A 22,567-nucleotide genomic window follows, 5' to 3' on the forward strand; every position below is an offset into this window, starting at 1 on the left:
CTCGCGCTAGGTCTCGCCCATGCCGGAGCACCAGAGCCCCTCGCCGACGGTGGACGTGGTCGTCCTCCTCCCCGGCGATCGTGTCGTCCTCGTCCGCCGCAAGTTCCCGCCGCCCGGCTGGGCGCTGCCCGGCGGCTTCGTGGACGTGGGCGAGACGCTCGAGGCGGCGGCGATCCGCGAGGCTCGCGAGGAGACCGGGCTCGAGGTCCGGCTCGAGGAGCTCCTCTACGTCTACTCCGACCCGCGCCGCGATCCGCGCCGCCACACGGTGAGCGCGGTGTTCCTCGGGCGCGCCTCGGGCGACCCCGCCGGCGCCGACGACGCGGAGGAGGCGCGCGCCTTCCCCTGGGACGCGCTCCCCGCTCCGCTCGCCTTCGACCACGCGGAGATCCTGCGCGACGCGCGCACCTACCTGCTCACCGGCGCGCGGCGGCGTCCATGAGCGAGCTCTCCCCCACGGAGCGCGCGGCGCTCCTCGGCATCGCCCGCGGCTCGATCCTCGGCCACCTCGGCGTCGCCCCGGCCCCCGCGCTCCCCGACTCGGGATCGCTCGCCGAGGCGCGCGGCGCGTTCGTCACCCTCCACGTCGGCGACGCGCTGCGCGGGTGCGTCGGCACGTTCCGCCCGGAGGGCTCGCTCGCCGCGACGGTCGCGCGCATGGCGGTCTCCGCCGCGAAGGAGGACCCGCGCTTCCCGCCCCTGCGCCCCGACGAGATCGCCGAGCTGCGCGTGGCGGTGTCCGTCCTCACCCCGCCCCACCGGCTCGACGACCGGCGGGCCGTGAAGGTGGGCACGCACGGGGTCCTCGTCCGGCGAGGCTGGCATCGCGGCGCGCTCCTGCCCAAGGTGGCGCTCGAGCAGGGCTGGGACGCGGAGACGTTCCTCTCCCGCTGCTGTCTCAAGGCCGGGCTCCCCGCGCGCGCGTGGCAGGAGCCCGAGACGGAGGTCGAGGTGTTCGAGGCCGACGAGTTCGGCGAGGGAGCGGAATCGTGAGCACCGTCCTCGCCATCGCCGCCGCGGTCCTGGCGGTGTCGCTCCTCATCATCCTGCACGAGGCCGGGCACTTCTTCGCCGCGCGCCGATCGGGCATGCGCGTCGAGCGCTTCAGCGTCGGCTTCGGGCCGGTCGTGGCGTCGTTCCGGCGTGGCGAGACGGAGTTCGCCATCTCCGCCCTGCCGCTCGGCGGGTACGTGCGCATCGCCGGGATGTCACCCGGCGACGACGTCGCGCCGGACGACCCCACCGCCTACGCGAACCAGGCCGCCTGGCGGCGCTTCCTCGTCATCGTCGCCGGCCCCGCGGCGAACTACGTCACGGCGGTGGTCGTCGCGGCGGCGCTCCTCGCGACCATCGGCCTCCGCGCCCCCGACCCGGCGCCGCGCGTCGGCGCGCTCATGCCGGGCATGCCGGCGGCCGTGGCGGGCCTCGAGCCCGGCGACCGTATCCTCTCCGTCGCGGGCGCCCCGGTCGACTCGTTCCGCGCGCTCGTGGCCGAGCTGCAGCGCCACCCCGGCGAGCCGATCGTGCTCGAGCTCGAGCGCGGCGGCGAGCGGCGCTCGCTGCCCATCACGCCGCGCGACGACGGGGGCGTGGGCCGCGTCGGGTTCGCGCAGGCGCAGGTCGCGGTGCGGCGCGGCCCCGCGGGCGCGCTCGTGGAGGGCCTCCGCCGGACGAACGCCGCCGCGGGCGCGCAGCTCGCCGCGTTCGGGAGCATGTTCTCCGGCAAGCAGCGCGCGGAGCTCTCCGGGCCGGTCGGCATCGCGCAGGAGCTCGTCCGCGGCGCGCGGCAGGGCGCCGAGCCCTTCCTCGCCCTCGTCTGGACCATCTCGATCGTCCTCGCGATCCTGAACCTCCTGCCCCTCCCCGCGCTCGACGGCGGCCGGCTGGTGTTCCTGGCGTGGGAGATGATCACGCGGCGGCGCGTGAACGAGAAGGTCGAGAGCTACGTCCACCTCGCCGGCTTCGTGGCGCTCCTCGTCCTCATCATCGCCGTGACCGTCTTCGGCGACCTGGCGCGGCTCCTCGGCCGGTGAAGGCGGCCCTAGACCGGGCTCTTGCCCGGGACGGCCGGCCGGCGCGCGGCCCCGACCGGCGGCGCGGCGCGCGGCCTCGAAGGTGATCGCGGACCGCGAACCGTGCTTTAGGTTAGACCCGATGGCGATCCAGATCCTCTACTTCGCCGGCGCCCGCGAGGCGGCCGGCGCCTCCCGCGAGACGCTCGAGCGTGCGCCCGCCTCCGTCGCGGAGCTGCGCCGGGCGCTCGAGGCCGCCCACCCGGCCCTCGCCCGCATCCTGCCGCGCTGCCGGATCGCGGTGGACCAGGAGTTCGCCCCGGACGACGCGCCGCTGCGCGACGGGGCGGAGGTCGCCATCGTGCCCCCCGTCTCGGGCGGCGCGCCGCGCTTCCAGGTGGTGGACCGGCCGCTCACGCTCGCCGAGGTGGTGGACGCCGTCTCGGGCCCGGGCCGCGGCGGCGTCGTCACGTTCACCGGCGCGGTGCGCGGCGAGTCGCACGGCAAGCGGGTGGTCCGGCTCGAGTACGAGGCGTACGCGCCCATGGCGGAGCGGAAGCTCGCGGAGATCGGCGCCGAGGTGGCGCGCGCGCACGGCGTCGAGGTCGCCATCGTGCACCGCGTGGGGGCCCTCGCGCCGGGAGAGGCGGCGGTGGTCATCGCCTGCGCCGCCGCGCACCGCACGCCGGCGTTCCGCGCCTGCGAGGCCTGCATCGAGCGGCTGAAGCAGGACGTGCCGATCTGGAAGCGCGAGGTGTACGACGACGGGTCGGTGTGGGTGGGCCTCGGGCCGTGATGCCCGCCCGTGCTATCCTCCCCCGCCCGTGAAGGTCCTCATCGCCGACGACGACGGGCTCATCCGCGCGCTCGTCTCCGATCTCCTCGCCGAGCTCGGCCACGCGGTGGTCGCCGCGACGGACGGCGTGGAGGCGGTGGCGCTCTCCGCGCGCGAGCGCCCGGACGTGCTCGTGCTCGACCTCCTCATGCCGCGCCTCTCCGGCCTCGACGCGCTCCGCGCCATGCGGGCCGCGGGCGTGGCGGCGCCGGCCGTGCTCCTCACCGCCGTGACGGACGGCAGCGCGCGCGGGCTCGAGGGGGCCGACCTGGTGGCCGTGGTGCTCGAGAAGCCCGTCTCCCGCCGGAGCCTGGCGCGGGCGCTCGCCCGCGCCACGGCCACCGCATGAGGCTCCAGCGCACCCTCCTGCTCCTCGTCGCGTGCGCGGCCGCCGCGCCCGCCTCCCTCGTCGTGGGGCTCCTCGCCCGCGGTCACGCACAGCTCGACGCCGCGAGCGTCGCCACGTCCGCCGGCGCCCTCGTGGTCGCGGCCGTGCTCTCGGCCCTCGTCGCGCGGAGCGTCACCCGGCCCATCGCCGAGTGCGTCCGCGGCGCGCTCGAGATCGCGCGCGGCCGCTTCGGGCGCGAGGTCGCGGTCCGCGCGCACAACGAGATCGGCGACCTCGCCCTCGGCTTCAACCACATGTCGCGGGAGCTCGCGCGCTACGACGCCGAGAACCGCCGGCTCATCCACGACCTCGAGGCGGGCTACCTCGACACCCTGCGGAGCCTCGCCTCCGCCATCGACGCGAAGGACCCCTACACGCGCGGTCACTCCGAGCGCGTGGCCGAGCTCGCCGCCGAGATCGGCCGCGAGCTGGGCCTGCCGCGGGAGACGGTCGCCGCCCTCGTGTACGGCGGGATCCTGCACGACATCGGCAAGATCGGCGTGCCCGACGCGATCCTCGCGAAGCGCTCGCCGCTCACGCCCGAGGAGCGCGCGCTCGTGGAGGTCCACCCCGTGACCGGCGCCGAGATCGTGGCCGGCGTCGAGTTCCTGCGCAGCGCCGTGCCCGCCATCCGCGGACACCACGAGCGCTGGGACGGCGACGGCTACCCGGACCGCCTGCGCGGCGAGGAGATCCCGCTCGTCGCCCGCATCGTGAACGCCGCCGACACCTGGGACGCCTGCACGACGACCCGTCCGTACCAGTCCGGGCTCGCGGAGGGAGACGCGCTCCCGCTCCTCGCCGAGCTTCGCGGGACGCAGATCGACCCCGCCGTGCACGACGCGCTCGTCGCGGTCCTGCGCCGCCGGGCCGCCGCCGCGCGCGCGCCGTCCGCCGCCTGAGGCGACGACGCCGCGCGCCGGAGCGAGCGAGGTCCGGGGGCGCTGTGCGCTCTGCGGGCGCGCATGTGGGCGGACGTCGGCTTGCCTCCTCGCACGGTTCGCCTAAGCTCGCCGGATGCGCACCGTCCGACCTGTCCTGGCGCTCGCAGCGCTCCTCGCTGCCGTCCCGGCGGCCCCGGCCGACGACCCCACTGCCCGCGGGTTCGACCCGGACCCCACGCGCCCGGCGCTGTCGCTCGACGGCGGCTTCACGCTCGAGACCGCGGCGACCGCGCCGCGCGGGCGGATCGGCGCCGCTCTCCTCCTCGACTGGACCGACGGGCTGCTCGCGCTCCAGCTCGGCGACGCGCGCGAGGACGCCCTCGCCTCGCGCCTCTCCGCGCACCTGCTCGCCGCCGCGTCGCTCGGTCGGCTCGAGCTCGGCCTCGATCTGCCCGTCGCGCTCTACCAGCGATCGGATCTCTCGCTGCTCCAGGACCGCGGGGTGACCGGGCCGCTCGTCGCCCCCATCGCGCGGAGCGCGCTCGGCGACGTCCGGCTCGTCGCGAAGCTCGCCCTGCTCGAGGCGGCGAGCGCGCCGCTCGGGATCGGCGTCGCCGCGCTCCTCGACCTGCGCGCGCCCACAGGCGACCGCACCGCCTTCACGGGCGAGGGGCCGATGGCCGTGCCCGGCGTGGTGCTCACCCGCGCCTTCGGCCGCGCGCGGCTCGACGCCCAGGTCGGCTACGTCCTCCGCGAGCGCGGCCAGTGGGCGCAGCTCGTGGTGAACGACGGGCCGACCTGGTCCCTCGGCGGGTCCTACGACCTCACCGCTCCCGGCGCCGCGCGGCAGTGGCGCGCGATCGCCGAGGTGGGCGGCGGCTGGCCGCGCGGCAACGACCTCTCGACGGATCGCCACCGCGCCCCGCTCTCCGCGCGCACGGGGCTCCGCGCCTTCCTCTCCGATCGCGTCGCCGTGGAGCTCGGCGGGGGCACCGGCCTCGGCGCAGCCGGCTACGGGCGCGAGTCGTGGCGCGTCTTCGGCGGGATCCGCTTCGCCCTCGACACGGCGCGGACGGGCGACGCCGGCGAGCCGGATCGCGATCGCGACGGCGTCCCCGACGCGCGCGACGCCTGCCCCGCGGAGCCGGGCCCGGCCGAGCTCGACGGCTGCCCCGATCGCGACGGCGACGAGATCCCGGACCGCGAGGACCGCTGCCCCACCGTGCCCGGCCCGGCGACGCGTGACGGCTGCCCCGTGGGCGAGCAGGAGCCGCTCGTCGAGATCGAGACCGAGCGGCTCTCGCTCAAGGACGCGATCCAGTTCGACACCGGGCGCGACACCCTGCGGTCGCAGTCGTTCCCCGTGCTCGACGCGATCGGCGGGATCCTCGCGGCGCACCCGGAGCTGCGCCGCGTCCGCGTCGAGGGCCACACCGACGACGTGGGCTCGAACGCGTACAACAAGGACCTCTCCGAACGGCGCGCCCGCACCGTGGCGCGCTACCTCGCCGGCAAGGGCGTCGCGCGCGAGCGGCTCGAGCCGACGGGCTACGGCGAGGACCACCCGGTCGCCTCCAACAAGACCGCGCTCGGGCGTGCGAAGAACCGGCGCGTGGAGTTCACGATCCTCGACGGCGGTGCGGGGACGCGTTGACCCGCCTCGCGATCCTGGATCTCGACGGCACGCTCGTCGACTCGATCGACGACCTCGCGGCCTCGGTGAACCACGCGCTCGCCGCGCTCGGCCTGCCGGCCCGCAGGAGCGACGAGATCCGCGGGTTCGTGGGCGAGGGGGCGCGCCTGCTCCTCGCCCGCGCGATCGCCCCGCACGACGAGCTCCTCGAGCCGGCGCTCGTCCTCTGGCGCGAGCACTACGAGGCGCACTGCCTCGACCGGACGCGGCTCTATCCCGGGCTCGACGCCGCGCTGTCCGCGGCCGGGCGCGCGCTCGCGGTCCACACGAACAAGCCGGGCGCGATGGCTCGCAAGATCCTCGCCGGGCTCGGCGTCGCCGATCGCTTCGTCGCCATCGTCGGGGGCGACGAGGCGCCCCGGAAGCCGGATCCCACCGGGACCCTCGAGATCATGGCCGAGGTCGGGGCCGCGCCCGCCGACACCGTGTTCGTCGGCGACAGCCGCGTGGACGTCGCGACCGCGCTCGCCGCGGGCGTGGCCGTCGTCGCGGTGACCTGGGGGCTCGGGTCGCGCGCGGAGCTCGCCTTGGCGGGCGCGACCGTGCTCGTGGACGACGCCGCCGAGCTCGCCCCCTACCTGCGCTGAGGCGAAGGACCTCTCGATCCCGTCGCCGCCGCGGCGCACGCGGGCGGCCTGCGCTGGCGCCAGCGCGCGCGTCGTGACGCGACCCCATCGACCGGGCTCCGCGCGAGCCGCCCCCACGGGTGCTCGCCCAAAACTCGCTCGCCGCTGGCCCCCGTGCTACCCGGTTCGCATGCTCCGCCTCCTCGCGAAGCTGGTCCTCGCAGGCGCCGTGCTCGCGGCGCTGTGGCTCTGGGTGCCCGTCGGCGGCCGCACGCTCGCGGCACGCTGGGACCGCGCCGGGAGCTTCCCGGTCTTCGTGGAGCGCGGCTGGGACGAGCTCGCCGGCCACTTCGGCTCCAAGCCGCCGGCCGACCGCCGGCCGACCGCCCGCTCGCAGGCTCGCGTCGCGCAGGGACCGTCCCGCACGCGGCCCAGCGAGGCTCACACCGAGGCCGACCGGCGCGCGCTGGATCGCGTCCTCCAGGACGAGCTCCGGGCCCACCCCTAGCGGCCGCGCCGCGGCGCGCGCGCCGGACGCGCGGACGACCCCCAGCTTCGCCTCCTTGCGCCGCCTCCGGCGCGGTCCCCACCTTGTTCGGGAGCCCGCGCTTCGCGGGTGTGAGGTGGTCATGTCCTGGGCGGCGCTCGTGGCGGCGGCGTGGGTGGCGGCGGGACCGGGCGACGCCGCACGCCCCCTGTACACCGAGGCGAAGGCTCCGCAGGTGGTGCCGCAGGCCGCGCAGGGGCTCCCGGATCTCTCCAGGCTGGCCGAGGCGGCGATCCCCGCGGTGGTCGGGGTGGTGACCACGCAGGCGCCGCCGCCGGGTGCGAACGACGAGGAGCTCCGCGACCTGTTCGAGAAGCTGAACGAGGGCCCGCGCAAGGGGATCGGCTCCGGCTTCGTCATCCACCGCGACGGCTGGGTCGTCACGAACGCCCATGTGGTCGAGGGCGCCGAGGGGGTCGAGGTCGACTTCGGCTCGGACACGCCCCGCGTGCCCGCCCGCGTGGTCGGCGTCGACGCGGAGTCCGACGTCGCGCTCCTCAAGATCGAGGTGAAGCGGCCGCTGGCGTTCGTCCCGCTCGGCGACTCCGACCACGTCGCCGTGGCCGAGTGGGTGCTCGTGATCGGCAGCCCCTTCGGGCTCGACCACACCGTGACGCTCGGGATCGTGAGCCACACCGGCCGGACCGACATCGCGCCGCTCGGCCGTCCCGGCACGTACGACTTCATCCAGACCGACGCGTCGATCAACCCGGGCAACTCGGGCGGCCCGGTGCTGAACCTGCGCGGCGAGGTGATCGGCATCGCCACGGCGGTGAACGCGACCGGCCAGGGGATCGGCTTCGCCGTGCCCATCAACATGGCGAAGGAGATCATCGGCCAGCTGCGCGATCACGGCCGCGTGGTGCGGAGCTGGCTCGGCGTGGCGGTCCGCGAGGTCCCGCGCGGAGACGAGACCCGCGGCGTGGTGGTGACCGAGGTCGCGAACGGCGGGCCCGCCGCCGCCGCCGGCGTGAAGGTCGGCGACGTGATCACCGGATTCCAGGGGCACGACGTCCGCACCCCCTCGAGGCTCCGCTGGTACGTGTCGACGGCCGGTGTGGGCCGGGAGGTCGAGGTCAGGACGCGCCGCGGCCAGGGGCCCGAGCGCTCGCTGCGGATCTCGCTCGCCGAGGTCCCCGCGCAGGAGCGCGCGAAGGCCGCCCAGGCCCGGGCCGCCGTCGCGGGCGAGGGTCGCTAGTTGCCATCCGACCTCGGGTCGGGTATCTAGCGCCCCTCTATGGCCGAGACGACCAAGACGAAGAAGGCCGCGCCTCGCGCGAAGGGCGGCGGCACCAAGACCTGCACGGTGGCGGGCTGCAAGCGCGCCTACCGCGCGAAGGGCCTCTGCTTCTTCCACTACAAGCAGTTCCGCCGCGGCGAGCTCGAGGGCCGGCCCGGACGCTACGACACCTGCTCGAAGCCCGACTGCAAGAAGAAGGTCGTCGAGCACGGGCTCTGCCAGGATCACTTCGAGGCCTGGAAGAAGAGCCGCAAGAAGAACCAGGCCGCGGCCGCCCCGGCCTAGCCCGGCGGCTCCTTCACCGCGCGCGCTCGCGCAACGTCCGCTCGAGCGCGCGCACCGCCGCGACGAGAAGCTCCACCTCGCGCTGCGTGGGCTCCGCGCGCGCGAGCAGGCGGCGAAGGTCCGCGAGGATGTGCTCCGGGTTCTGCGGGTTCAGGTAGCCCGCGGCGCCGAGGAGCGCCTTCAGCCGGTCCCACAGCGCCTCCACCGTGGCGTGCCGCGCGGGCTCCGCCGCGGCCGGTTGCGGCGTGGGGACCTGCCGCGGCCGGCCGATCTCGTAGGCGAGCACCGCCACGGACTGCGCGAGGTTCATCGAGTCGTACGCCGGCGAGGTCGGGATCGAGCAGACCGCCTGGCAGAGCTCGAGCTCCGCGTCGGAGAGCCCGCGCCGCTCCTGCCCGAACACGACCGCGACCTCACCCTGGACGCTCCGCCGGGCGACCTCCGCGGCGAGGGCCGCGGGATCGAGGAAGGGGCGCCCCTCCACCGCGCGCGAGGTGGTGCCGCAGGTCCAGGAGGCGGGGCCGAGCGCGCCACGCAGGTCCGCGTGGACCTCGGCGGCCTCGAGGACGTCGGACGCATGCCGCGCGAGGCGCCGGGCGCGCGCGAGGACGTCCTCCCGGGCGGTGCCCGGTCCCCCGCTGCGGGGACGCCCCGCCCAGGACGGCGGCGCCACGATCGCGAGGCGCGACAGGCCGAAGTTCTTCATCGCCCGGGCGACGGCGCCGATGTTGTCGGCGCTCTGCGGGCGGTGAAGCACGATCCGTACTTTTCCCGGTTCCATGTGAGGGCGCGACGTATAACATCCCGCCCATGATCCCGGACGACAAGCTCCGCGCTCAGCTCCCCCACACCCTCCGCCAGATCGACCTGCCCGCGCTCGGCGAGCTGTACCGCGGCAAGGTGCGCGACAACTACGCCCGCGGCGACGAGATCGTGATGGTCACGACCGATCGCATCTCCGCGTTCGACCACGTGCTCGGCACGATCCCGTTCAAGGGCGAGGTGCTCTCCCGCCTCACCGCCTTCTGGTTCGAGAAGGTGAAGGACCTCGCGCCGACGCACGTCGTCGACCTGCCCGACCCGAGCGTCATGGTCGTGAAGCGGGCGAAGCCGCTGCCCATCGAGATCGTGATCCGCGGGTACATCACGGGCTCGCTCTGGCGCGACTACCAGGCGGGCAAGGCGGGCGCCTACGGGATCGAGTGGCCGAAGGGGCTCCGCAAGGACCAGCGCTTCGATCGGCCCATCATCACGCCCTCCACCAAGGCGGAGTACGGCAAGCACGACGAGCCCATCAGCGAGCAGGAGATCCTCGCGCAGGGCCTCGTCTCGAAGGACCTCTGGCGCGAGGCGACCGCCGTCGCGGAGCGGCTCTTCCAGCGCGGGCAGGAGTGGGCGCGGAGCCGCGGCCTCATCCTCGTGGACACCAAGTACGAGATGGGCACCATCGACGGGAAGCTCGTCGTCATCGACGAGATCCACACGCCCGACAGCTCGCGCTACTGGGTCGCCGACGGCTACGAGGATCGCTTCGCCAAGGGCGCCGAGCAGGAGATGCTCGACAAGGAGAACATCCGGCAGTGGCTCATCAAGGAGCACGGGTTCTCCGGCCACGGCACGCCCCCGGCGCTCTCCGACGACGTGCGGGTGATGCTGGCGCGCAAGTACATCGAGGTCTTCGAGCGGCTCACCGGCGAGACGTTCGCGTCGGACGTGGGCTCGGTCGAGGAGCGGATCCAGCGCAACCTCCGCGCGAAGGGCTACCTCGGCTAGCCGGCCGCGCTTGAGCCGGGGCCGGACGACGCGCGTGGCGAGCGAGGCGCGGCGCCCCCGCGCCGTCCTGCCCGCCCTCCTCCTCCCGGGCATCGACGGGAGCGGCCGGCTCTTCGCGCCCCTCCTCGCCGCCGCGCCGCGGCGCATCGCGCCGGTGGTGGTCTCCTTCCCTCCCGGCGCGCCGCTCGGCTACGACGCGCTCGTCGATCGCGTCCGCGCGACCCTTCCGCCCGGCCGGTTCCTGCTGGTGGCGGAGTCGTTCTCCGGTCCCATCGCGATCCGGCTCGCGGCCGAGCGGCCGCGCGGCCTCGCCGGCCTCGTGCTCGCCGCGACGTTCCTGCACCGGCCGCTCCACCCGCTCCTCCACCCGATCCGCGGGCTCGTCGGCGCCCGGCTCTTCGGCCTGCCGATGCCTGCCCTCCTCGTCCGCCACTTCATGACCGGCTGGGACGCGCCCGACGCGCTCGTCCGCGAGGTGCAGGCGGCGGTGGGGAGCACGGCGCCCGAGGTGATGGCGCTCCGCGCGATGGAGGCGCTCCGCGTCGACGTGCGCGACGCGCTCCTGCAGGTCGACGCGCCCATCCTCGTGCTCTCGCCGAGGCGCGACCGGCTCATCCGCACCGACGTCGGCGAGGAGCTCCTCGCGCTGCGCCCGGACGCGGAGGTGGTCGAGGTCGACGCGCCGCACATGATCCTTCAGCGCGCCCCGCACGCCTGCCTCGCGCACCTCGAGGAGCTCGCCGCCCGCGTCGTGGCACGCCCGCGCGCGCCGGGGCGGGGTCGCAGAGCCTAGCCGCAGCACGGGAGGGTGGTCGCACAGTCGAACGGGCCTTCGCGGGAGGGGCCCCGCGCGAAGCGCGGGAGGGGCGAAGCCCTCATCATTCGTCACAAGTGCGGGTACTCGCCGGACGAGCGGCGGGTGTTTCGACCACGGCTTCCGTGCGCATGACGGATTCGGGGCATCGACGGGGTCGGCGCACGCGCTCGTGCTCGACCCCGATGAACGCGGGAAGGCGGCGGAGCAGGCGAGCGTCTCGTCGTGGTCGAACCGGGCGCAGCGACGGCGTGACTTCGCGCGGGGTGCGCGCGGACTTCTCGAAGGCGTTTCCGCGGCTCGAGGTCGACCGTATTCACCTTGGGCGACAACTATCGCCAGCGGTAGTGCCGCCCGGTGCCGCGGCTCTTCTCGCGACGAGGCAAGACGTCCCAGATGCGGCGGGTGAACATTTCCCATTGACGCCTTCTCGCCTCGATCGCCCTCGGGCATACGGGCGGCGCGGAAAGGCCGCTCTCGCGCACGATTCTCGCGCGTGAAGCACGCGCCGGTCGCCTTGGGGCATTGACGAGGGAGCGCCGGAGAACGGCGGCCAGACGCGGACCTGGAGCGTCTCCGGAGCTCCGGAAATCGCGTGCTACGAAGGATGTACTGGAGGTGCACCCCCATGTCTGCGCTCGCCCCCGCTTCTCTCGAATCGAACGCGCTCGCGATCCGCCTGCGCGAGCTCGCCGGAGAGGAACGGAACGTCCAGGTCGACTTCCTCCTGCACCTCGACGAGTTCGATCAGCGCCGCGCCTTCGTCGAGGCCGGCCATGCGTCTCTCTGGAGCTACTGCCTGGAGGCGCTCCACCTGCGGGAGGGCGCCGCAGGCCGGCGCATCCAGGCCATGCGCGTGCTGCGCCGCTTCCCGGTCCTCGAGGCTCCGCTGCGCGATGGGCGCCTTTGCCTTTCCACCGTGGCGCTCCTCGGCCAGGTGCTCACCGAGGAGAACGTGGACGACCTCCTCGCTCGCGCAGCCTTCAGGACCCGGGCCGAGGTCGAGCACCTCGTCGCCTCCATCCAGGCGCGCACCGCTCCGTGCGCAGGCCTCCGCAAGCTGGCCGAGCGCGCCCCCGCCGCGGCGAGCGCAGCGCTGCCCCTCTCGGGATCGGAGCGGGCCGAAATGGCGACGGCGCACGGCCCCGCGGAGCCGGCTCTCGATCCGGGACCCACCACCGGTCCGCTCCCAGCGACCCCACCGATCCTCGCGCAGCCGAAGCGAAGGGCCGAGACCCTCGCCGTCTCGGAGACCCACTGGTCGCTCCGGGTCACCCTCGACCGTGCCTGCAAGGAGGACCTCGAGACGCTCCGGTCGCTCCTGTCGCACAAGGTCCCGGACGGCGACCTCGCGGCGGTGCTCCGCGAGGCGATCCGCTGCGCCATCGAGAAGCACGGCAAGCGGAAGGGCGCGGTCGCGCCGGAGCGGAAGACGAAGGGCGCGAAGCAGGCCGCCTCGAATGAGGCAGCGGCGAATATGGCCGCGGTCAAGCCGTCGGCGGCGAGGTCCACGATCCCGGCGATAGTGCGCCGCGCCGTGTGGAAGCGCGACGGGGGGCGCTGCGCCTGGGTCGGCCCGGACGGCTGCCGCTGCAACAGCCGCTGGAAGCTCGAGCTCGACCACATCCAGCCCGCCGCCCTCGGGGGACCGCCCACGGTCGAGAATCTTCGGCTCGCCTGCCGAGCTCACAACCTGCTTCACGCAGAGAGCACCTTCGGGCGCGAGCACATGGATCGCTTCCGCCGCGAGGCGAGCGACGGGCCGACGCCGCCCGCGCGCGCTGACGTTGCGCCTCTGCGCCCCGTCATGCAGCTCGGAATGTGGGCGTCGTGATTCGCGGCCGCCACGGAGCTGGCCGGACCTCCGGGCAGAACGGAGAGCCGGTTCGCATGGGCACGCGGCTGACCGTCGACTCGCAGCTCGGCACTTCCGGGCTTCCGAACCCCTGCGCCCCCCCCGGTGACGCTCACCGCTCTGCCACCCGCAGTGCTCCGCCCGGAGCGTTCCCGGCGCGCGCGCGCCGACCCGTCGATGCCCACCCGGAGCGCGCGGTGCGCCGCTCGGCCGACCGGTGAACAGTGTCACCCATGTCGCCGGGCTAGAGTGTCACCCGTGTGGCCGGCTGCACACGACGCGCTCTGCTCGTCGGGGCGGGGGCGCAGCCCCCGCTAGATGAACAGCGCGGCGACCTCGGCGCGCGCGGGCTCGAGGTCATCCTCGGGCGCGAGCCAGGTCGTCACCGGCAGCGGCTCGCCCTCGCGCGCCAGGAGGACGAGGCGGCGGAGGTGGTCGTTCGTGCCGGGAGCCGGCGCGGGCACAAGCCAGGAGGGCGCGGCCGAGCCGCTGCGCTCCCGGTAGCCGTGCGCGAGCCGCTCCGCGCGGCGCGCGCGCGCCTCGCCGACCGTCTCGATCTGCACGCCCGTGAACTCGGCGAGCCCGCGGTCCTGCCGGCGCAGCGGCGGGGCGCCGCTCACCCGCACCCGCCCGCGCGCGAAGGTCGCCCGCACCGAGCGGCCGCCCAGCAGGACCACCAGCGCGGCGACCGCCGCGAGCCCGAGGGCAGCCCGCGGGGCGGCGCCCCGCAGGCCGGCGGCGCCGAGGATGAACGCGGCGGCGAGGACGGCGAGCACGCGCGGCCGCGCGAGGCGAGACGCGAGGACCAGCCCGCCGGCGCTCCGCTCGATCCGCACCATCGCCGCGGGCTACGGCGCGCCGAACACGCGCTGGAAGATCGTGTCCACGTGCTTCAGGTGGTACTCGAGCGCGAAGCACGCGTCGATCTCCTCGTCGGAGAGCACCCGCTTCACGTCCGGATCCCGCTTCAGCGCGGTCCGGAAGTCGACCTTCTCCTCCCAGACCTTCATGGCGTTGCGCTGGACGTAGACGTAGCCCTCCTGCCGCGCCACGCCCTTGCCGACGAGCGCGAGGAGCACGCGCTGCGCCTCGTAGAGGCCGCCCGTGAGCTCCAGGTTCTCCTTCATCCGCTCGGGGTACACGCGCAGGTTCTCGATCATCCCGGCGAAGCGGTGCAGCGCGAAGTCGAGGGCGATGGTGGCGTCGGGAGCGATCACCCGCTCGACGGACGAGTGGCTGATGTCGCGCTCGTGCCAGAGCGCGACGTCCTCGAGGGCGGCGAGCGCGTAGGAGCGGAGCAGGCGCGCGATGCCGGTGAGGTTCTCGGAGAGGATGGGGTTGCGCTTGTGCGGCATCGCCGACGAGCCCTTCTGGCCCGCCGTGAACGGCTCCTCCGCCTCGCGCACCTCCGTGCGCTGCAGGTGGCGGACCTCCGTCGCGTGCTGCTCGAGGGTCCCGCCCGCCACCGCGAGGGCGGTGAAGAGCTCGGCGTGGCGGTCGCGGTTCACGACCTGCGTGGCCGCGCCCTCGCCGCCGGCGAGGCCGAGCCGCTCCATCACGAACGCCTCGACGCGCGGATCGACGTTCGCGAACGTACCGACGGCGCCGGAGATCTTGCCCACCGCCACGGTCCTGCCGGCGCGCGCGATCGCCTCGCGGCGGCGGCTCCAGGCGTCGTACCAGCCGGCGAGCTTCAGGCCGAAGGTGACGGGCTCGGCGTGGATGCCGTGGCTGCGGCCCATCATCGGCGTGCGCGCGTGCTCGTGGGCGCGCCGCTTCACCGCCGCCATCACCCGGTCCACGCCGGCGAGGAGGAGCCCGGTCGCCTCCTGGAGCTGGACCGCGAGCGTCGTGTCGAGCACGTCGGAGGAGGTCATCCCCTTGTGCAGGTGGCGCGCGGCGGGGCCGCCCCGCTCCTCGACGAAGGTGAGGAAGGCGATGACGTCGTGCTTGACGGTCCGCTCGATCTCCTCGATGCGGGCCACGTCCGCCGCGGTGAACTCGAAGCCCTCGAACGCGCGGCGCAGCGCCTCGTAGTCCTCGGGCGGGACCTGGCCGAGGCGGACCATCGCCTCGCAGGCGGCGAGCTCGACGTCGAGCCAGATGCGGTAGCGCCGCTCGGAGGTCCAGATGCGGCCCATCTCGGGCCGGGTGTAGCGCGGGATCATGGGGTCACCTCGGGATCACTGGCCGGTCGAGCCGAAGCCGCCGTCGCCGCGCCCGCTGCCGGAGAGCTCCCCGGCCACCACGAGCTCGGCCCGGACGACGGGCGCGATGACGAGCTGGGCGATGCGATCGCCGCGCGCGAACGCGACGGGCGCCTGCCCGTGGTTCACGAGCACGACGCACACCTCGCCGCGATAGTCGGAGTCGATGGTGCCCGGCGCGTTCACCATCCCCACGCCGTGGCGCACGGCGAGCCCGGAGCGCGGGCGCACCTGGCCCTCGTGGCCGGGCGGGATCTCGAGGGCGAGGCCGGTGGGGACGAGCCGCCGCTCGCCGGGGGCGAGCGCGACCGGCTCGTCGGCGCGCAGGTCGAGCCCCGCGGCGCCGTCGGTCTCGTAGCGGGGCAGCTCGAGCGGCGGACCGCGCTGGCCCACGCGCCGCACCTTCACCGTCACCGGCATCGGCCTCTCCCCCGCGGGCGCGGGGCCCGAGGGGCCCCGGCGCGCGGTACGTCACGCCCTACTTGGCGGGCTCGCCCTTGGTCTCGGCGGCGCCCTCGGGCTTCTTGCCGGCGGCCTCCGCGAGCGCCTCCTTGCGCGAGAGCCGGATCTTCCCCGCCCGGTCGACGGAGATGACCTTCACGAGCACCTCCTCGCCCTCGGAGAGGACGTCGGAGACGCTCTTCACCCGCTTGTCCGAGAGCTCGGAGATGTGGATGAGGCCGTCGGTGCCCGGGAACAGCTCCACGAAGGCGCCGAACTCGGCGATCTTGCGGACCGTGCCGAGGTAGGTCTTGCCGACCTCCGCCTCCTGCGTGAGCGAGCGGATCATCTTGATCGCCGCCTCGACCTTGTCCTGGCTCGGGCTCGCGATCGACACCGAGCCGTCGTCCTCGATGTTGATCGAGGTGCCGGTGCGGGCGGTGATGTCCTTGATGGTCTTGCCGCCGGGGCCGATGATGTCCTTGATGCGCTCCGGCCGGATCTTGATGGTCGTGATGCGCGGCGCGTAGGCGCTGATCGACTCGCGCGGCTTGGAGAGCGCCTTCGCCATCTCGCCGAGGATGTGCTTGCGCCCGTCGGCCGCCTGCGCCAGCGCGCGCTCGAGGATCTCGCGGGTCACGCCGCCGATCTTGATGTCCATCTGGATCGACGTGATGCCCTCGGCGGTGCCGCAGACCTTGAAGTCCATGTCGCCGAGGTGATCCTCGTCGCCGAGGATGTCCGAGAGGATGGCGATCTTCTCGCCCTCCTTGATGAGCCCCATCGCGATGCCGGCGACCGGCGCCTTGATGGGCACGCCCGCGTCCATGAGCGACAGGCAGCCGCCGCAGACCGAGGCCATCGAGGACGAGCCGTTCGACTCCATGATGTCGGAGACGATGCGGACCGTGTACGGGAACTTGTCCTCGGCCGGCATCACCTGGCGCAGCGCGCGCTCGGCGAGGGCGCCGTGACCGATCTCGCGCCGGCCCGGGCCGCGCAGGAACTTCGCCTCGCCGACCGAGAACGGCGGGAAGTTGTAGTGCAGCATGAACTTCCGGAAGTGCATCCCGGTGAGCATCTCCACGCGCTGCTCGTCCTCGGCGGTGCCGAGGGTGGTCGCGACGAGCGCCTGCGTCTCACCTCGCGTGAAGAGCGCCGAGCCGTGCACGCGGGGGAGGAGCCCCACCTCGGACCAGATCTTGCGGATGTCCGCCTCACCGCGGCCGCCGATGCGACGGCGCTCGTCGGTGATCATCTTCCGCATGTACTCGTACTTCACGTCCTCGTAGTAGCCCTTGATCTCCTTCTCGCGGGTCGTGACGGCGGCGAGCTTCTGCGCGTCGCCGGCCGCCTCGTCCTTGAGGGCCTGGAGGAGCTCCTTCTTGATCTCGGAGAGCCGGCCGTAGCGGTCGTGCTTCTCGTCGCGCGCGTAGGCCTCCTTCACCTTCTCCCAGGTGAGCGCCTTGACCTTCTCCTTCAGCGCGGCGTCGCTCTTCGGCGGCTCGAACGCGCGCTTCGGCTTGTCGCCGGCCGCCTTCGCGAGGGCCTCCTGCGCCTCGAGCAGCTCCTTCACGGCCGCCTGGCCGAAGAGGAGCGCGTCCACCATCACCTGCTCCGAGACCTCCTTCGCACCGCCCTCCACCATCACGATCGCGTCGCGCGAGGCGGCCATGAGGATGTCGAGGTCCGCCTCGGCGCGCTGGGCGAGCGTGGGGTTCGCGACGAGCTGGCCGGCGACGCGGCCGACGCGGACGCCGGCGATGGGGCCGTTGAACGGGACGTCGGAGACCTGCAGCGCCGCGGACGCGCCGGTGAGCGCGAGGACGTCGGTGTCGTTCTCCTGGTCGAACGAGATGACCGTCGCGATGATCTGCGTCTCGTTGCCGTAGCCCTCGGGGAACAGGGGCCGGCAGGAGCGGTCGACGACGCGGGAGGTGAGGGTCTCCTTCTCCGTCAGGCGCCCTTCGCGGCGGAAGAAGCTGCCGGGGATGCGCCCCGCGGCGAAGAGCTTCTCCTGGTAGTCGACGGTGAGGGGGAAGAAGTCGATGCCCTCCTTCTTCTCCGCGGCGGAGACGACCGTGACGAGCACGATCGAGTCGCCCATGCGGACCCACACGGCGCCGTGCGCCTGCTTCGCGACCTTGCCCGTCTCGAGCAGGATCTCGCGGTCGCCCACGCGGGCGGTCTTCTGGATCGGATTCATGTGCACCTTCCTTGCGCGCGAGGACGCCTGGCGTCCGTCGCCGCGTTGTCCCGCGCGCGCCGCTGCCGCCGCCGGGATCGGGAGGTGCCTCTGTTCCTCACTCCGCCGCCCCTCCGTGGAGAGGCGGCCCAGTCGGAAACGGAAGCGACCTCGCGGTCTCGTCGCGGCCCCGGCCCGTGCGGGCGCGTTGCCCTGCTCCGCGCCTCCGTCGCCGGAAAGCGCGAGCGCCCCGGCGAGATTGCCGAGGCGCTTCGGTTCCACTGCCTACTTGCGAATGCCGAGCTGCTCGATCAGCGTCTTGTAGCGACCCTGGTCGATCGTGCGGAGGTAGTCGAGCAGGCGCCGGCGCTGCCCGACGAGCTTCAGCAGGCCGCGGCGGCTGTGGTGATCCTTCTTGTGCGTCTTGAAGTGCTCGGTGAGGTAGGCGATCCGCTCCGTGAGGAGGGCCACCTGAACCTCGGGCGAGCCGGTGTCCTTCTCGTGCCGCTTGTACTTCGTCACCAGCTCCTGCTTCCGCTCCTGCACCAGCGCCATAGGGACTTCCTTTCGTGGGTTCGCTCCACCGCAGCGAGGGCGAAGGCGCGCGCCTCGGGCCACAGTGGGCGTTCGTGTGAAAGCGGGGTCTTAAGCCATCCGCCCGGACGAGTCAACGTTCCTCGGCGCGGGCCGCGCCGAGGTCCCCGGGGCCGAGGAAGACGCGCTGAGGCCTGAGCCCCCGCTCCCCGAGCGAGCAGATGGCGACGAGCCGCCCGTCCGGCGCCAGGGCGCGGACGAGCGGGGCGGGCGCGTCGCGCTCCAGGGCGCGGCCGTGGACGAGGTCACGCGCCTCGTGCCAGTCGACGGCGACCGGCGGGACCACCCGCAGCGCGTCCCCCATGGGGATGATCCTCGAGGCGAGCGCGTCGCGCCCGAGGGCCTCCGCCTCCGCGAGGGCGATCCCCTCCTCGACGCGAAAGGCGCTCGCCTCGGTGCGGCGGAGCGCGGCGAGGTGGGCGGGCACGCCGAGCGCCCTCCCCAGATCCGCCGCGAGCGTCCGCACGTAGGTGCCCTTCCCGCAGCGCACGGCGAGGCGGGCGAGGCGGACCCGCGGCCCGGGCCCGCCCTCGGCCGGCGGGGTCTCCGGCTCGCCCGGCTCGCCCGGCGCGTCGAGCGCGAGGAGCTCGAGCGCGTCCACCCGGACCCGCCGCGGCACCCGCTCGACCGACTCGCCCGCGCGGGCGGCCTCGTGGAGCCGGCGGCCGCGGACGCGGACGGCGGAGTACATGGGCGGGACCTGCTCGATCTCGCCGACGAAGCGCGCGAGCGCCGCGCGGATCCGGTCCGCGTCGAGCCCGGACGGATCGCCCGTCTCGATCACCCGCCCCTCCGCGTCCTCCGTCTCCGTCGCGGCGCCGAACGCGACCGTCGCCTCGTAGGCCTTGTCGGCGTCGGCGAGGTACTGCTGGAGCTTCACCGCGTCCCCGACGCACACCGCGAGGACGCCGGTGGCGGCCGGATCGAGCGTGCCGGCGTGCCCGGCCCGCGCCGCCCCCAGGAGCCGCCGCACGCGCTGCACGACGTCGAAGCTGGTCGGCCCAGCCGGCTTGTCGACGACGAGGACGCCGGAGCGGCTCACGGCTCGCGCTGCGAGTCCTTGTCCCGCGCTTCCTTGAGGAGCCGCTCGATGCGATCGCCGCGCGCGACCGACTCGTCGTAGACGAACCGGAGGTGCGGCGTGTGCCGGAGCCGGAGGCCGCGCGAGACCTCGCGCTGCAGGTACGGCGCGGCCGCCTGGAGCCCCTCCAGCGTGCGGGCCCGCTCCGTCTCCTCGGCGTGGATCGACACGTAGGCCGTGACCTCCCTGAGGTCGGGCGACATCTTCGCGCCGGTCACGGTGATGAACCCCGTGACGCGCGGGTCCTTGAGGCCGCGCGCGATCACGTCCGCGAGCCCGTGACGGAACTCCTCGGCGACGCGTGCGGGCCGGCTGTGCGTGCTCATCGGGTCTCCTCGTCCTCGTCCTCTTCCCCGCCCTCGGCGTCGTCGCCGACCCAGCCCTCGTCCTGCTCGTCCTCCGCCTCGCGCTCCGCCTCGACGTCGGCCAGCGTCCGGCCGCCGTCCTGGCCGAGGTGATCGCCGTACGCGACGATCTCGAGGTCGCGCGCGGTGAGCTGGATCTGGCCGCCGTGCATCGACGCGACGAAGTTGGCGACCTTGTCGAGCGTCTCGTTGACGAACCCGTGGTCGTTCCCCACGGCGGTCACGCCGATGACGCTGCGCTGCCAGAGGTCGTTCTCGCCCACCTCGGCGATCGAGACGTTGAACTTCGCCTTCACCCGGTCGATGGCGGACCGCACCAGGTGCCGCTTCGACTTGAGCGACCCCGGCGCGGGGAGGTGCAGGGTGAGCCTCAACACTCCGACGAACATGTGAGCTCCGACGCAGGATCCCGGCCGATCTCGGGCGGGCTCGTCGCTGTGCTGCTCGCCGTACGGAAGCAGTACGGCTGCGCTGCTCGCTCCTCGCGCGCCCGACCTCGGCTCGGGCCTCTGCGTCGGGCACGGCCGGCGGACCGGCCACGGAGGGCCAGTCCGCCGCGAGCGCCGAGGTCCCGGGCTAATCCAGCGACGGGCGGATCTCCTCCAGCTCGTACGCCTCGATGATGTCGCCCGGCTTCACGTCTCCGAAGCCCTCGACCCCGATGCCGCACTCGAAGCCGGACTGCACCTCGCGCACGTCGTCCTTGAGGCGCTTCAGGGACCCGATCTTGCCGGTGTGGACGACCTTCCGATCGCGGAGCACCCGCACGTGCGCCGCCCGCTTGATGACGCCCTCCGTCACCGCCGAGCCGGCGATGGCGCCGATCTTCGGGATGTTGAAGACCGCCCGCACCTCCGCCTTGCCGAGCGGCTTCTCGCGGATGATGGGCTCGAGGAGGTTGGCCATCTCCTCGCGGATCTTGTCCACCGCCTCGTAGATGATGTCGAAGAGGAGGATCTTCACGCCCTGCTGGCTGGCGATCTGCTCGACCTTCGTCTCGGGCTTGGTGTTGAACCCGACGATGATGCCGGTGCCGGCCGCCGCCGTGAGGACGTCGGACTCGGTGATCGCGCCCACGCCGGCGTCGAGGACCTTCACCCCGACCTTCTTCGTGGCGGCCTTCTGGAGCGCCTGCGACACGGCCTCGGAGGAGCCCTGCACGTCCGCCTTGATGACGACGTTCAGGACCTTCGCGCCGCTCGTCTTCGCCTTGGCGAAGAGATCCTCGAGCGTCGCCTTGCGGGTCGTGCCGAGCTCCTTCTGGCGCTGCTTCTCGGCGCGGTGAGTCGCGACCTCCTTCGCCGCCTTCTCGTCCTCGACGACGTCGAACTCGTCGCCCGCGATCGGCACGCCGGAGAGGCCGAGGACCTCGACCGGATAGCCCGGCGGGACCTCCTTCACCTGCTCGCCGCGCTCGTTCATCATCGCGCGGACGCGGCCGTAGTGGATGCCGGTGACGAGCGCGTCGCCGACGCGGAGGGTGCCCTCCTCGACGAGCACGGTCGCGACCGGGCCGCGGCCCTTCTCGAGCTTCGCCTCGATGACGCGGCCCGAGGCGAGCTTCTCCGGGTTGGCCTTGAGCTCGAGCACCTCGGACTGCAGCGCGATGTACTCGAGCAGCTCCGGGATGCCCTGCTTCGTGCGGGCGGAGACGGGCAGCATGATGGTCGTGCCGCCCCACTGCTCGGCCACGAGCTCGTACTCGGTGAGCTGCTGCATGACGCGCTCGGGCGACGCGCCCGGCTTGTCGATCTTGTTGATGGCGACGAGGATCGTCACCCCGGCGGCCTTGGCGGCCTTGATCGACTCGATGGTCTGCGGCATCACGCCGTCGTCCGCGGCCACGACGAGGACGACGAGGTCGGTGACCTGCGCGCCGCGCTGGCGCATCGCCGTGAACGCCTCGTGACCGGGGGTGTCGAGGAAGGTGATCGGCCCCTGCGGCGTCTGCACCGAGTAGGCGCCGATGTGCTGGGTGATCCCGCCCGCCTCGCCCGCGGCGACGTCCGCCTGGCGGATGGCGTCGAGGAGCGAGGTCTTGCCGTGGTCGACGTGGCCCATGACGGTCACGATCGGCGGGCGGATGACGAGCTTCGACTCGTCCACCTCGATCTCGGGGATGTACTCCTCGACCTCGAAGCCCTTCTTCTCGAGGGTGAACCCGAACTCCGAGGCGAGGAACGCCGCGGTGTCCGCGTCGATCTGCTGGTTGATGGTCGCCATGGTGCCGCCCTGCATCAGCTTGCGGATGAGGTCGGACGCCTTCACGCCCATGGCCTGGGACAGCTCCGAGACCGAGATGGACTCCTCGACCCGGATGACCTTCTTGTGCTCGGCGCGCTCGGTGATCTGCGTCTTCGCCCCCTTCTTCGTAGGCTTCTTCTTCTTGCCGCGGATCGGGATGTACGCGCGGTCGGTGATGGCGGCCTGGAGCAGCTCCTTGCCGGAGAGGCTCTTCGCCTGCTCCTCGGACACCGGGCGTCCCGGGGTCCGGCCGCGGCGCTTGTCGCGGGAGACGTCGATGAACTCGCGCTCGCGCCCGAGCGAGCCGGGGACGACCTTGAGCTCGCGGACCTCGCCGAGCGCGCGCGGGCCCGGCGCCGCGGGGAACTGCTGGCGCGCGCCCGTCGGCGGCGTCACGCGCCGCACCGGCACGAGCGGCCGCGAGATGACGACCGCCTGCGTGGAGGTGGGGCGCAGCGTGCGCGGATCGACCGGCGGCCTCGCCGGCTGGGAGGGCTGGCCGGGAGCGCCGCGAGGCGCGGCCGCCATGGGGGCGCCGGGCTGTCCCGGCGCGCCGGC

The 22,567-nt window shown here is 73.9% G+C and carries 24 protein-coding genes; 14 read left to right on the top strand and 10 right to left on the bottom strand.

All coding sequences use genetic code 11. From position 1 onward, the window contains the following. Positions 1-19 precede the first annotated feature (19 nt). The 11 genes from MNZ39_RS12510 to MNZ39_RS12565 all read left to right on the top strand — a co-directional run bounded on the left by MNZ39_RS12510 (position 20) and on the right by MNZ39_RS12565 (position 8,450). Entirely contained in the window at positions 20-442 is a 423-nt protein-coding gene (locus MNZ39_RS12510) for an NUDIX hydrolase (protein ID WP_242338914.1), read from the top strand. Beyond that, entirely contained in the window at positions 439-993 is a 555-nt protein-coding gene (gene amrA / locus MNZ39_RS12515; protein ID WP_242338915.1) for an AmmeMemoRadiSam system protein A, read from the top strand. Before MNZ39_RS12510 ends, amrA begins: the two co-directional genes overlap by 4 nt. Continuing rightward, positions 990-2,033, top strand: a complete 1,044-nt coding sequence (locus MNZ39_RS12520; protein WP_242338917.1) for an RIP metalloprotease — start codon at positions 990-992, stop codon at positions 2,031-2,033. Before amrA ends, MNZ39_RS12520 begins: the two co-directional genes overlap by 4 nt. A 121-nt stretch (positions 2,034-2,154) precedes the next feature. Continuing rightward, complete coding sequence (gene moaD / locus MNZ39_RS12525) at positions 2,155-2,808, top strand: molybdopterin converting factor subunit 1 (protein WP_242338919.1); 654 nt, start codon at positions 2,155-2,157, stop codon at positions 2,806-2,808. Between the two features lie 28 nt (positions 2,809-2,836). After that, positions 2,837-3,196 (top strand): response regulator transcription factor, encoded by a 360-nt coding sequence (locus MNZ39_RS12530; RefSeq protein ID WP_242338921.1) that lies wholly within the window; start codon positions 2,837-2,839, stop codon positions 3,194-3,196. Further along, positions 3,193-4,137 carry an HD-GYP domain-containing protein gene (locus tag MNZ39_RS12535; protein ID WP_242338923.1) on the top strand — a complete coding sequence of 315 codons (945 nt, stop codon included), beginning with the start codon at positions 3,193-3,195 and terminating at the stop codon, positions 4,135-4,137. The genes MNZ39_RS12530 and MNZ39_RS12535 overlap by 4 nt, the downstream gene beginning before the upstream one ends. A 115-nt stretch (positions 4,138-4,252) precedes the next feature. Beyond that, the gene (locus MNZ39_RS24700) at positions 4,253-5,773 is read left to right on the top strand and encodes an OmpA family protein (protein WP_277957019.1); all 1,521 of its coding nucleotides are present in this window, start codon (positions 4,253-4,255) and stop codon (positions 5,771-5,773) included. Next, positions 5,770-6,399 (top strand): HAD family hydrolase, encoded by a 630-nt coding sequence (locus MNZ39_RS12550; protein WP_242338926.1) that lies wholly within the window; start codon positions 5,770-5,772, stop codon positions 6,397-6,399. Before MNZ39_RS24700 ends, MNZ39_RS12550 begins: the two co-directional genes overlap by 4 nt. A 169-nt stretch (positions 6,400-6,568) precedes the next feature. After that, positions 6,569-6,886, top strand: a complete 318-nt coding sequence (locus tag MNZ39_RS12555) for a hypothetical protein (RefSeq protein WP_242338928.1) — start codon at positions 6,569-6,571, stop codon at positions 6,884-6,886. 121 nt (positions 6,887-7,007) lie between these two features. Continuing rightward, a complete protein-coding gene (locus MNZ39_RS12560; RefSeq protein ID WP_242338930.1) occupies positions 7,008-8,123 on the top strand; it encodes a S1C family serine protease in 1,116 nt (371 codons plus the stop codon). Positions 8,124-8,162: 39 nt separating this feature from the next. Next, a complete protein-coding gene (locus tag MNZ39_RS12565) occupies positions 8,163-8,450 on the top strand; it encodes a hypothetical protein (protein WP_242338932.1) in 288 nt (95 codons plus the stop codon). A 13-nt stretch (positions 8,451-8,463) separates the two neighbouring features. Here the strand turns inward: MNZ39_RS12565 and MNZ39_RS12570 are convergent, their stop codons facing one another. Continuing rightward, the gene (locus tag MNZ39_RS12570) at positions 8,464-9,207 is read right to left on the bottom strand and encodes an RNA methyltransferase (protein WP_242338934.1); all 744 of its coding nucleotides are present in this window, start codon (positions 9,205-9,207) and stop codon (positions 8,464-8,466) included. Positions 9,208-9,260: 53 nt separating this feature from the next. On the opposite strand from MNZ39_RS12570, the gene MNZ39_RS12575 reads away from it, so the two are divergent. From MNZ39_RS12575 to MNZ39_RS12585, 3 genes are all read left to right on the top strand, one after another. Continuing rightward, positions 9,261-10,223: a phosphoribosylaminoimidazolesuccinocarboxamide synthase gene (locus MNZ39_RS12575; protein WP_242338936.1), complete on the top strand. Its 963-nt coding sequence runs from the start codon at positions 9,261-9,263 to the stop codon at positions 10,221-10,223. Between the two features lie 34 nt (positions 10,224-10,257). Beyond that, positions 10,258-11,016, top strand: a complete 759-nt coding sequence (locus tag MNZ39_RS12580; protein WP_242338938.1) for an alpha/beta fold hydrolase — start codon at positions 10,258-10,260, stop codon at positions 11,014-11,016. 649 nt (positions 11,017-11,665) lie between these two features. Next, on the top strand, positions 11,666-12,871 hold the full coding sequence (locus MNZ39_RS12585) for an HNH endonuclease (RefSeq protein ID WP_242338939.1): 1,206 nt from the start codon (positions 11,666-11,668) through the stop codon (positions 12,869-12,871). Positions 12,872-13,206: 335 nt separating this feature from the next. On the opposite strand, the gene MNZ39_RS12590 is transcribed toward MNZ39_RS12585, so the two are convergent. From MNZ39_RS12590 to infB, 9 genes are all read right to left on the bottom strand, one after another. Beyond that, positions 13,207-13,731, bottom strand: a complete 525-nt coding sequence (locus MNZ39_RS12590) for a hypothetical protein (protein WP_242338942.1) — start codon at positions 13,729-13,731, stop codon at positions 13,207-13,209. A 9-nt stretch (positions 13,732-13,740) separates the two neighbouring features. Then, positions 13,741-15,060 carry an adenylosuccinate lyase gene (purB, locus tag MNZ39_RS12595; RefSeq protein WP_242338945.1) on the bottom strand — a complete coding sequence of 440 codons (1,320 nt, stop codon included), beginning with the start codon at positions 15,058-15,060 and terminating at the stop codon, positions 13,741-13,743. 15 nt (positions 15,061-15,075) lie between these two features. After that, positions 15,076-15,519 (bottom strand): dUTP diphosphatase, encoded by a 444-nt coding sequence (dut, locus tag MNZ39_RS12600; protein WP_242338947.1) that lies wholly within the window; start codon positions 15,517-15,519, stop codon positions 15,076-15,078. 58 nt (positions 15,520-15,577) lie between these two features. Continuing rightward, positions 15,578-17,746 (bottom strand): polyribonucleotide nucleotidyltransferase, encoded by a 2,169-nt coding sequence (gene pnp / locus MNZ39_RS12605; RefSeq protein ID WP_242338949.1) that lies wholly within the window; start codon positions 17,744-17,746, stop codon positions 15,578-15,580. 264 nt (positions 17,747-18,010) lie between these two features. After that, a complete protein-coding gene (gene rpsO, locus MNZ39_RS12610; protein ID WP_242338951.1) occupies positions 18,011-18,280 on the bottom strand; it encodes a 30S ribosomal protein S15 in 270 nt (89 codons plus the stop codon). A 112-nt stretch (positions 18,281-18,392) separates the two neighbouring features. Then, positions 18,393-19,361 carry a tRNA pseudouridine(55) synthase TruB gene (truB, locus tag MNZ39_RS12615; RefSeq protein ID WP_242338953.1) on the bottom strand — a complete coding sequence of 323 codons (969 nt, stop codon included), beginning with the start codon at positions 19,359-19,361 and terminating at the stop codon, positions 18,393-18,395. Then, on the bottom strand, positions 19,358-19,726 hold the full coding sequence (rbfA, locus tag MNZ39_RS12620; RefSeq protein WP_242338955.1) for a 30S ribosome-binding factor RbfA: 369 nt from the start codon (positions 19,724-19,726) through the stop codon (positions 19,358-19,360). Before rbfA ends, truB begins: the two co-directional genes overlap by 4 nt. Then, entirely contained in the window at positions 19,723-20,154 is a 432-nt protein-coding gene (locus MNZ39_RS12625) for a DUF503 domain-containing protein (protein ID WP_242338957.1), read from the bottom strand. The genes rbfA and MNZ39_RS12625 overlap by 4 nt, the downstream gene beginning before the upstream one ends. 187 nt (positions 20,155-20,341) lie before the next feature. Beyond that, positions 20,342-22,567, bottom strand: a 2,226-nt coding sequence (gene infB / locus MNZ39_RS12630; RefSeq protein WP_242338959.1) for a translation initiation factor IF-2, incomplete at its 5' end; no start/stop codon positions are given.

It is taken from the genome of Anaeromyxobacter sp. SG66 (assembly GCF_022690805.1).
GTDB classification, from domain to species: Bacteria; Myxococcota; Myxococcia; order Myxococcales; family Anaeromyxobacteraceae; genus Anaeromyxobacter; species Anaeromyxobacter soli.

What these genes read in the sequence shown, in the direction of transcription:
- dut (WP_242338947.1), bottom strand. Translation starts at nt 15,519, where the DNA reads ATGCCGGTGACGGTGAAGGTGCGGCGCGTGGGCCAGCGCGGTCCGCCG.
- MNZ39_RS12625 (WP_242338957.1), bottom strand. Translation starts at nt 20,154, where the DNA reads ATGTTCGTCGGAGTGTTGAGGCTCACCCTGCACCTCCCCGCGCCGGGG.
- MNZ39_RS12555 (WP_242338928.1), top strand. Translation starts at nt 6,569, where the DNA reads ATGCTCCGCCTCCTCGCGAAGCTGGTCCTCGCAGGCGCCGTGCTCGCG.
- MNZ39_RS12560 (WP_242338930.1), top strand. Translation starts at nt 7,008, where the DNA reads ATGTCCTGGGCGGCGCTCGTGGCGGCGGCGTGGGTGGCGGCGGGACCG.
- amrA (WP_242338915.1), top strand. Translation starts at nt 439, where the DNA reads ATGAGCGAGCTCTCCCCCACGGAGCGCGCGGCGCTCCTCGGCATCGCC.
- rpsO (WP_242338951.1), bottom strand. Translation starts at nt 18,280, where the DNA reads ATGGCGCTGGTGCAGGAGCGGAAGCAGGAGCTGGTGACGAAGTACAAG.
- pnp (WP_242338949.1), bottom strand. Translation starts at nt 17,746, where the DNA reads ATGAATCCGATCCAGAAGACCGCCCGCGTGGGCGACCGCGAGATCCTG.
- rbfA (WP_242338955.1), bottom strand. Translation starts at nt 19,726, where the DNA reads ATGAGCACGCACAGCCGGCCCGCACGCGTCGCCGAGGAGTTCCGTCAC.
- MNZ39_RS12510 (WP_242338914.1), top strand. Translation starts at nt 20, where the DNA reads ATGCCGGAGCACCAGAGCCCCTCGCCGACGGTGGACGTGGTCGTCCTC.
- MNZ39_RS12575 (WP_242338936.1), top strand. Translation starts at nt 9,261, where the DNA reads ATGATCCCGGACGACAAGCTCCGCGCTCAGCTCCCCCACACCCTCCGC.
- MNZ39_RS24700 (WP_277957019.1), top strand. Translation starts at nt 4,253, where the DNA reads ATGCGCACCGTCCGACCTGTCCTGGCGCTCGCAGCGCTCCTCGCTGCC.
- MNZ39_RS12590 (WP_242338942.1), bottom strand. Translation starts at nt 13,731, where the DNA reads ATGGTGCGGATCGAGCGGAGCGCCGGCGGGCTGGTCCTCGCGTCTCGC.
- MNZ39_RS12565 (WP_242338932.1), top strand. Translation starts at nt 8,163, where the DNA reads ATGGCCGAGACGACCAAGACGAAGAAGGCCGCGCCTCGCGCGAAGGGC.
- MNZ39_RS12585 (WP_242338939.1), top strand. Translation starts at nt 11,666, where the DNA reads ATGTCTGCGCTCGCCCCCGCTTCTCTCGAATCGAACGCGCTCGCGATC.
- MNZ39_RS12535 (WP_242338923.1), top strand. Translation starts at nt 3,193, where the DNA reads ATGAGGCTCCAGCGCACCCTCCTGCTCCTCGTCGCGTGCGCGGCCGCC.
- moaD (WP_242338919.1), top strand. Translation starts at nt 2,155, where the DNA reads ATGGCGATCCAGATCCTCTACTTCGCCGGCGCCCGCGAGGCGGCCGGC.
- purB (WP_242338945.1), bottom strand. Translation starts at nt 15,060, where the DNA reads ATGATCCCGCGCTACACCCGGCCCGAGATGGGCCGCATCTGGACCTCC.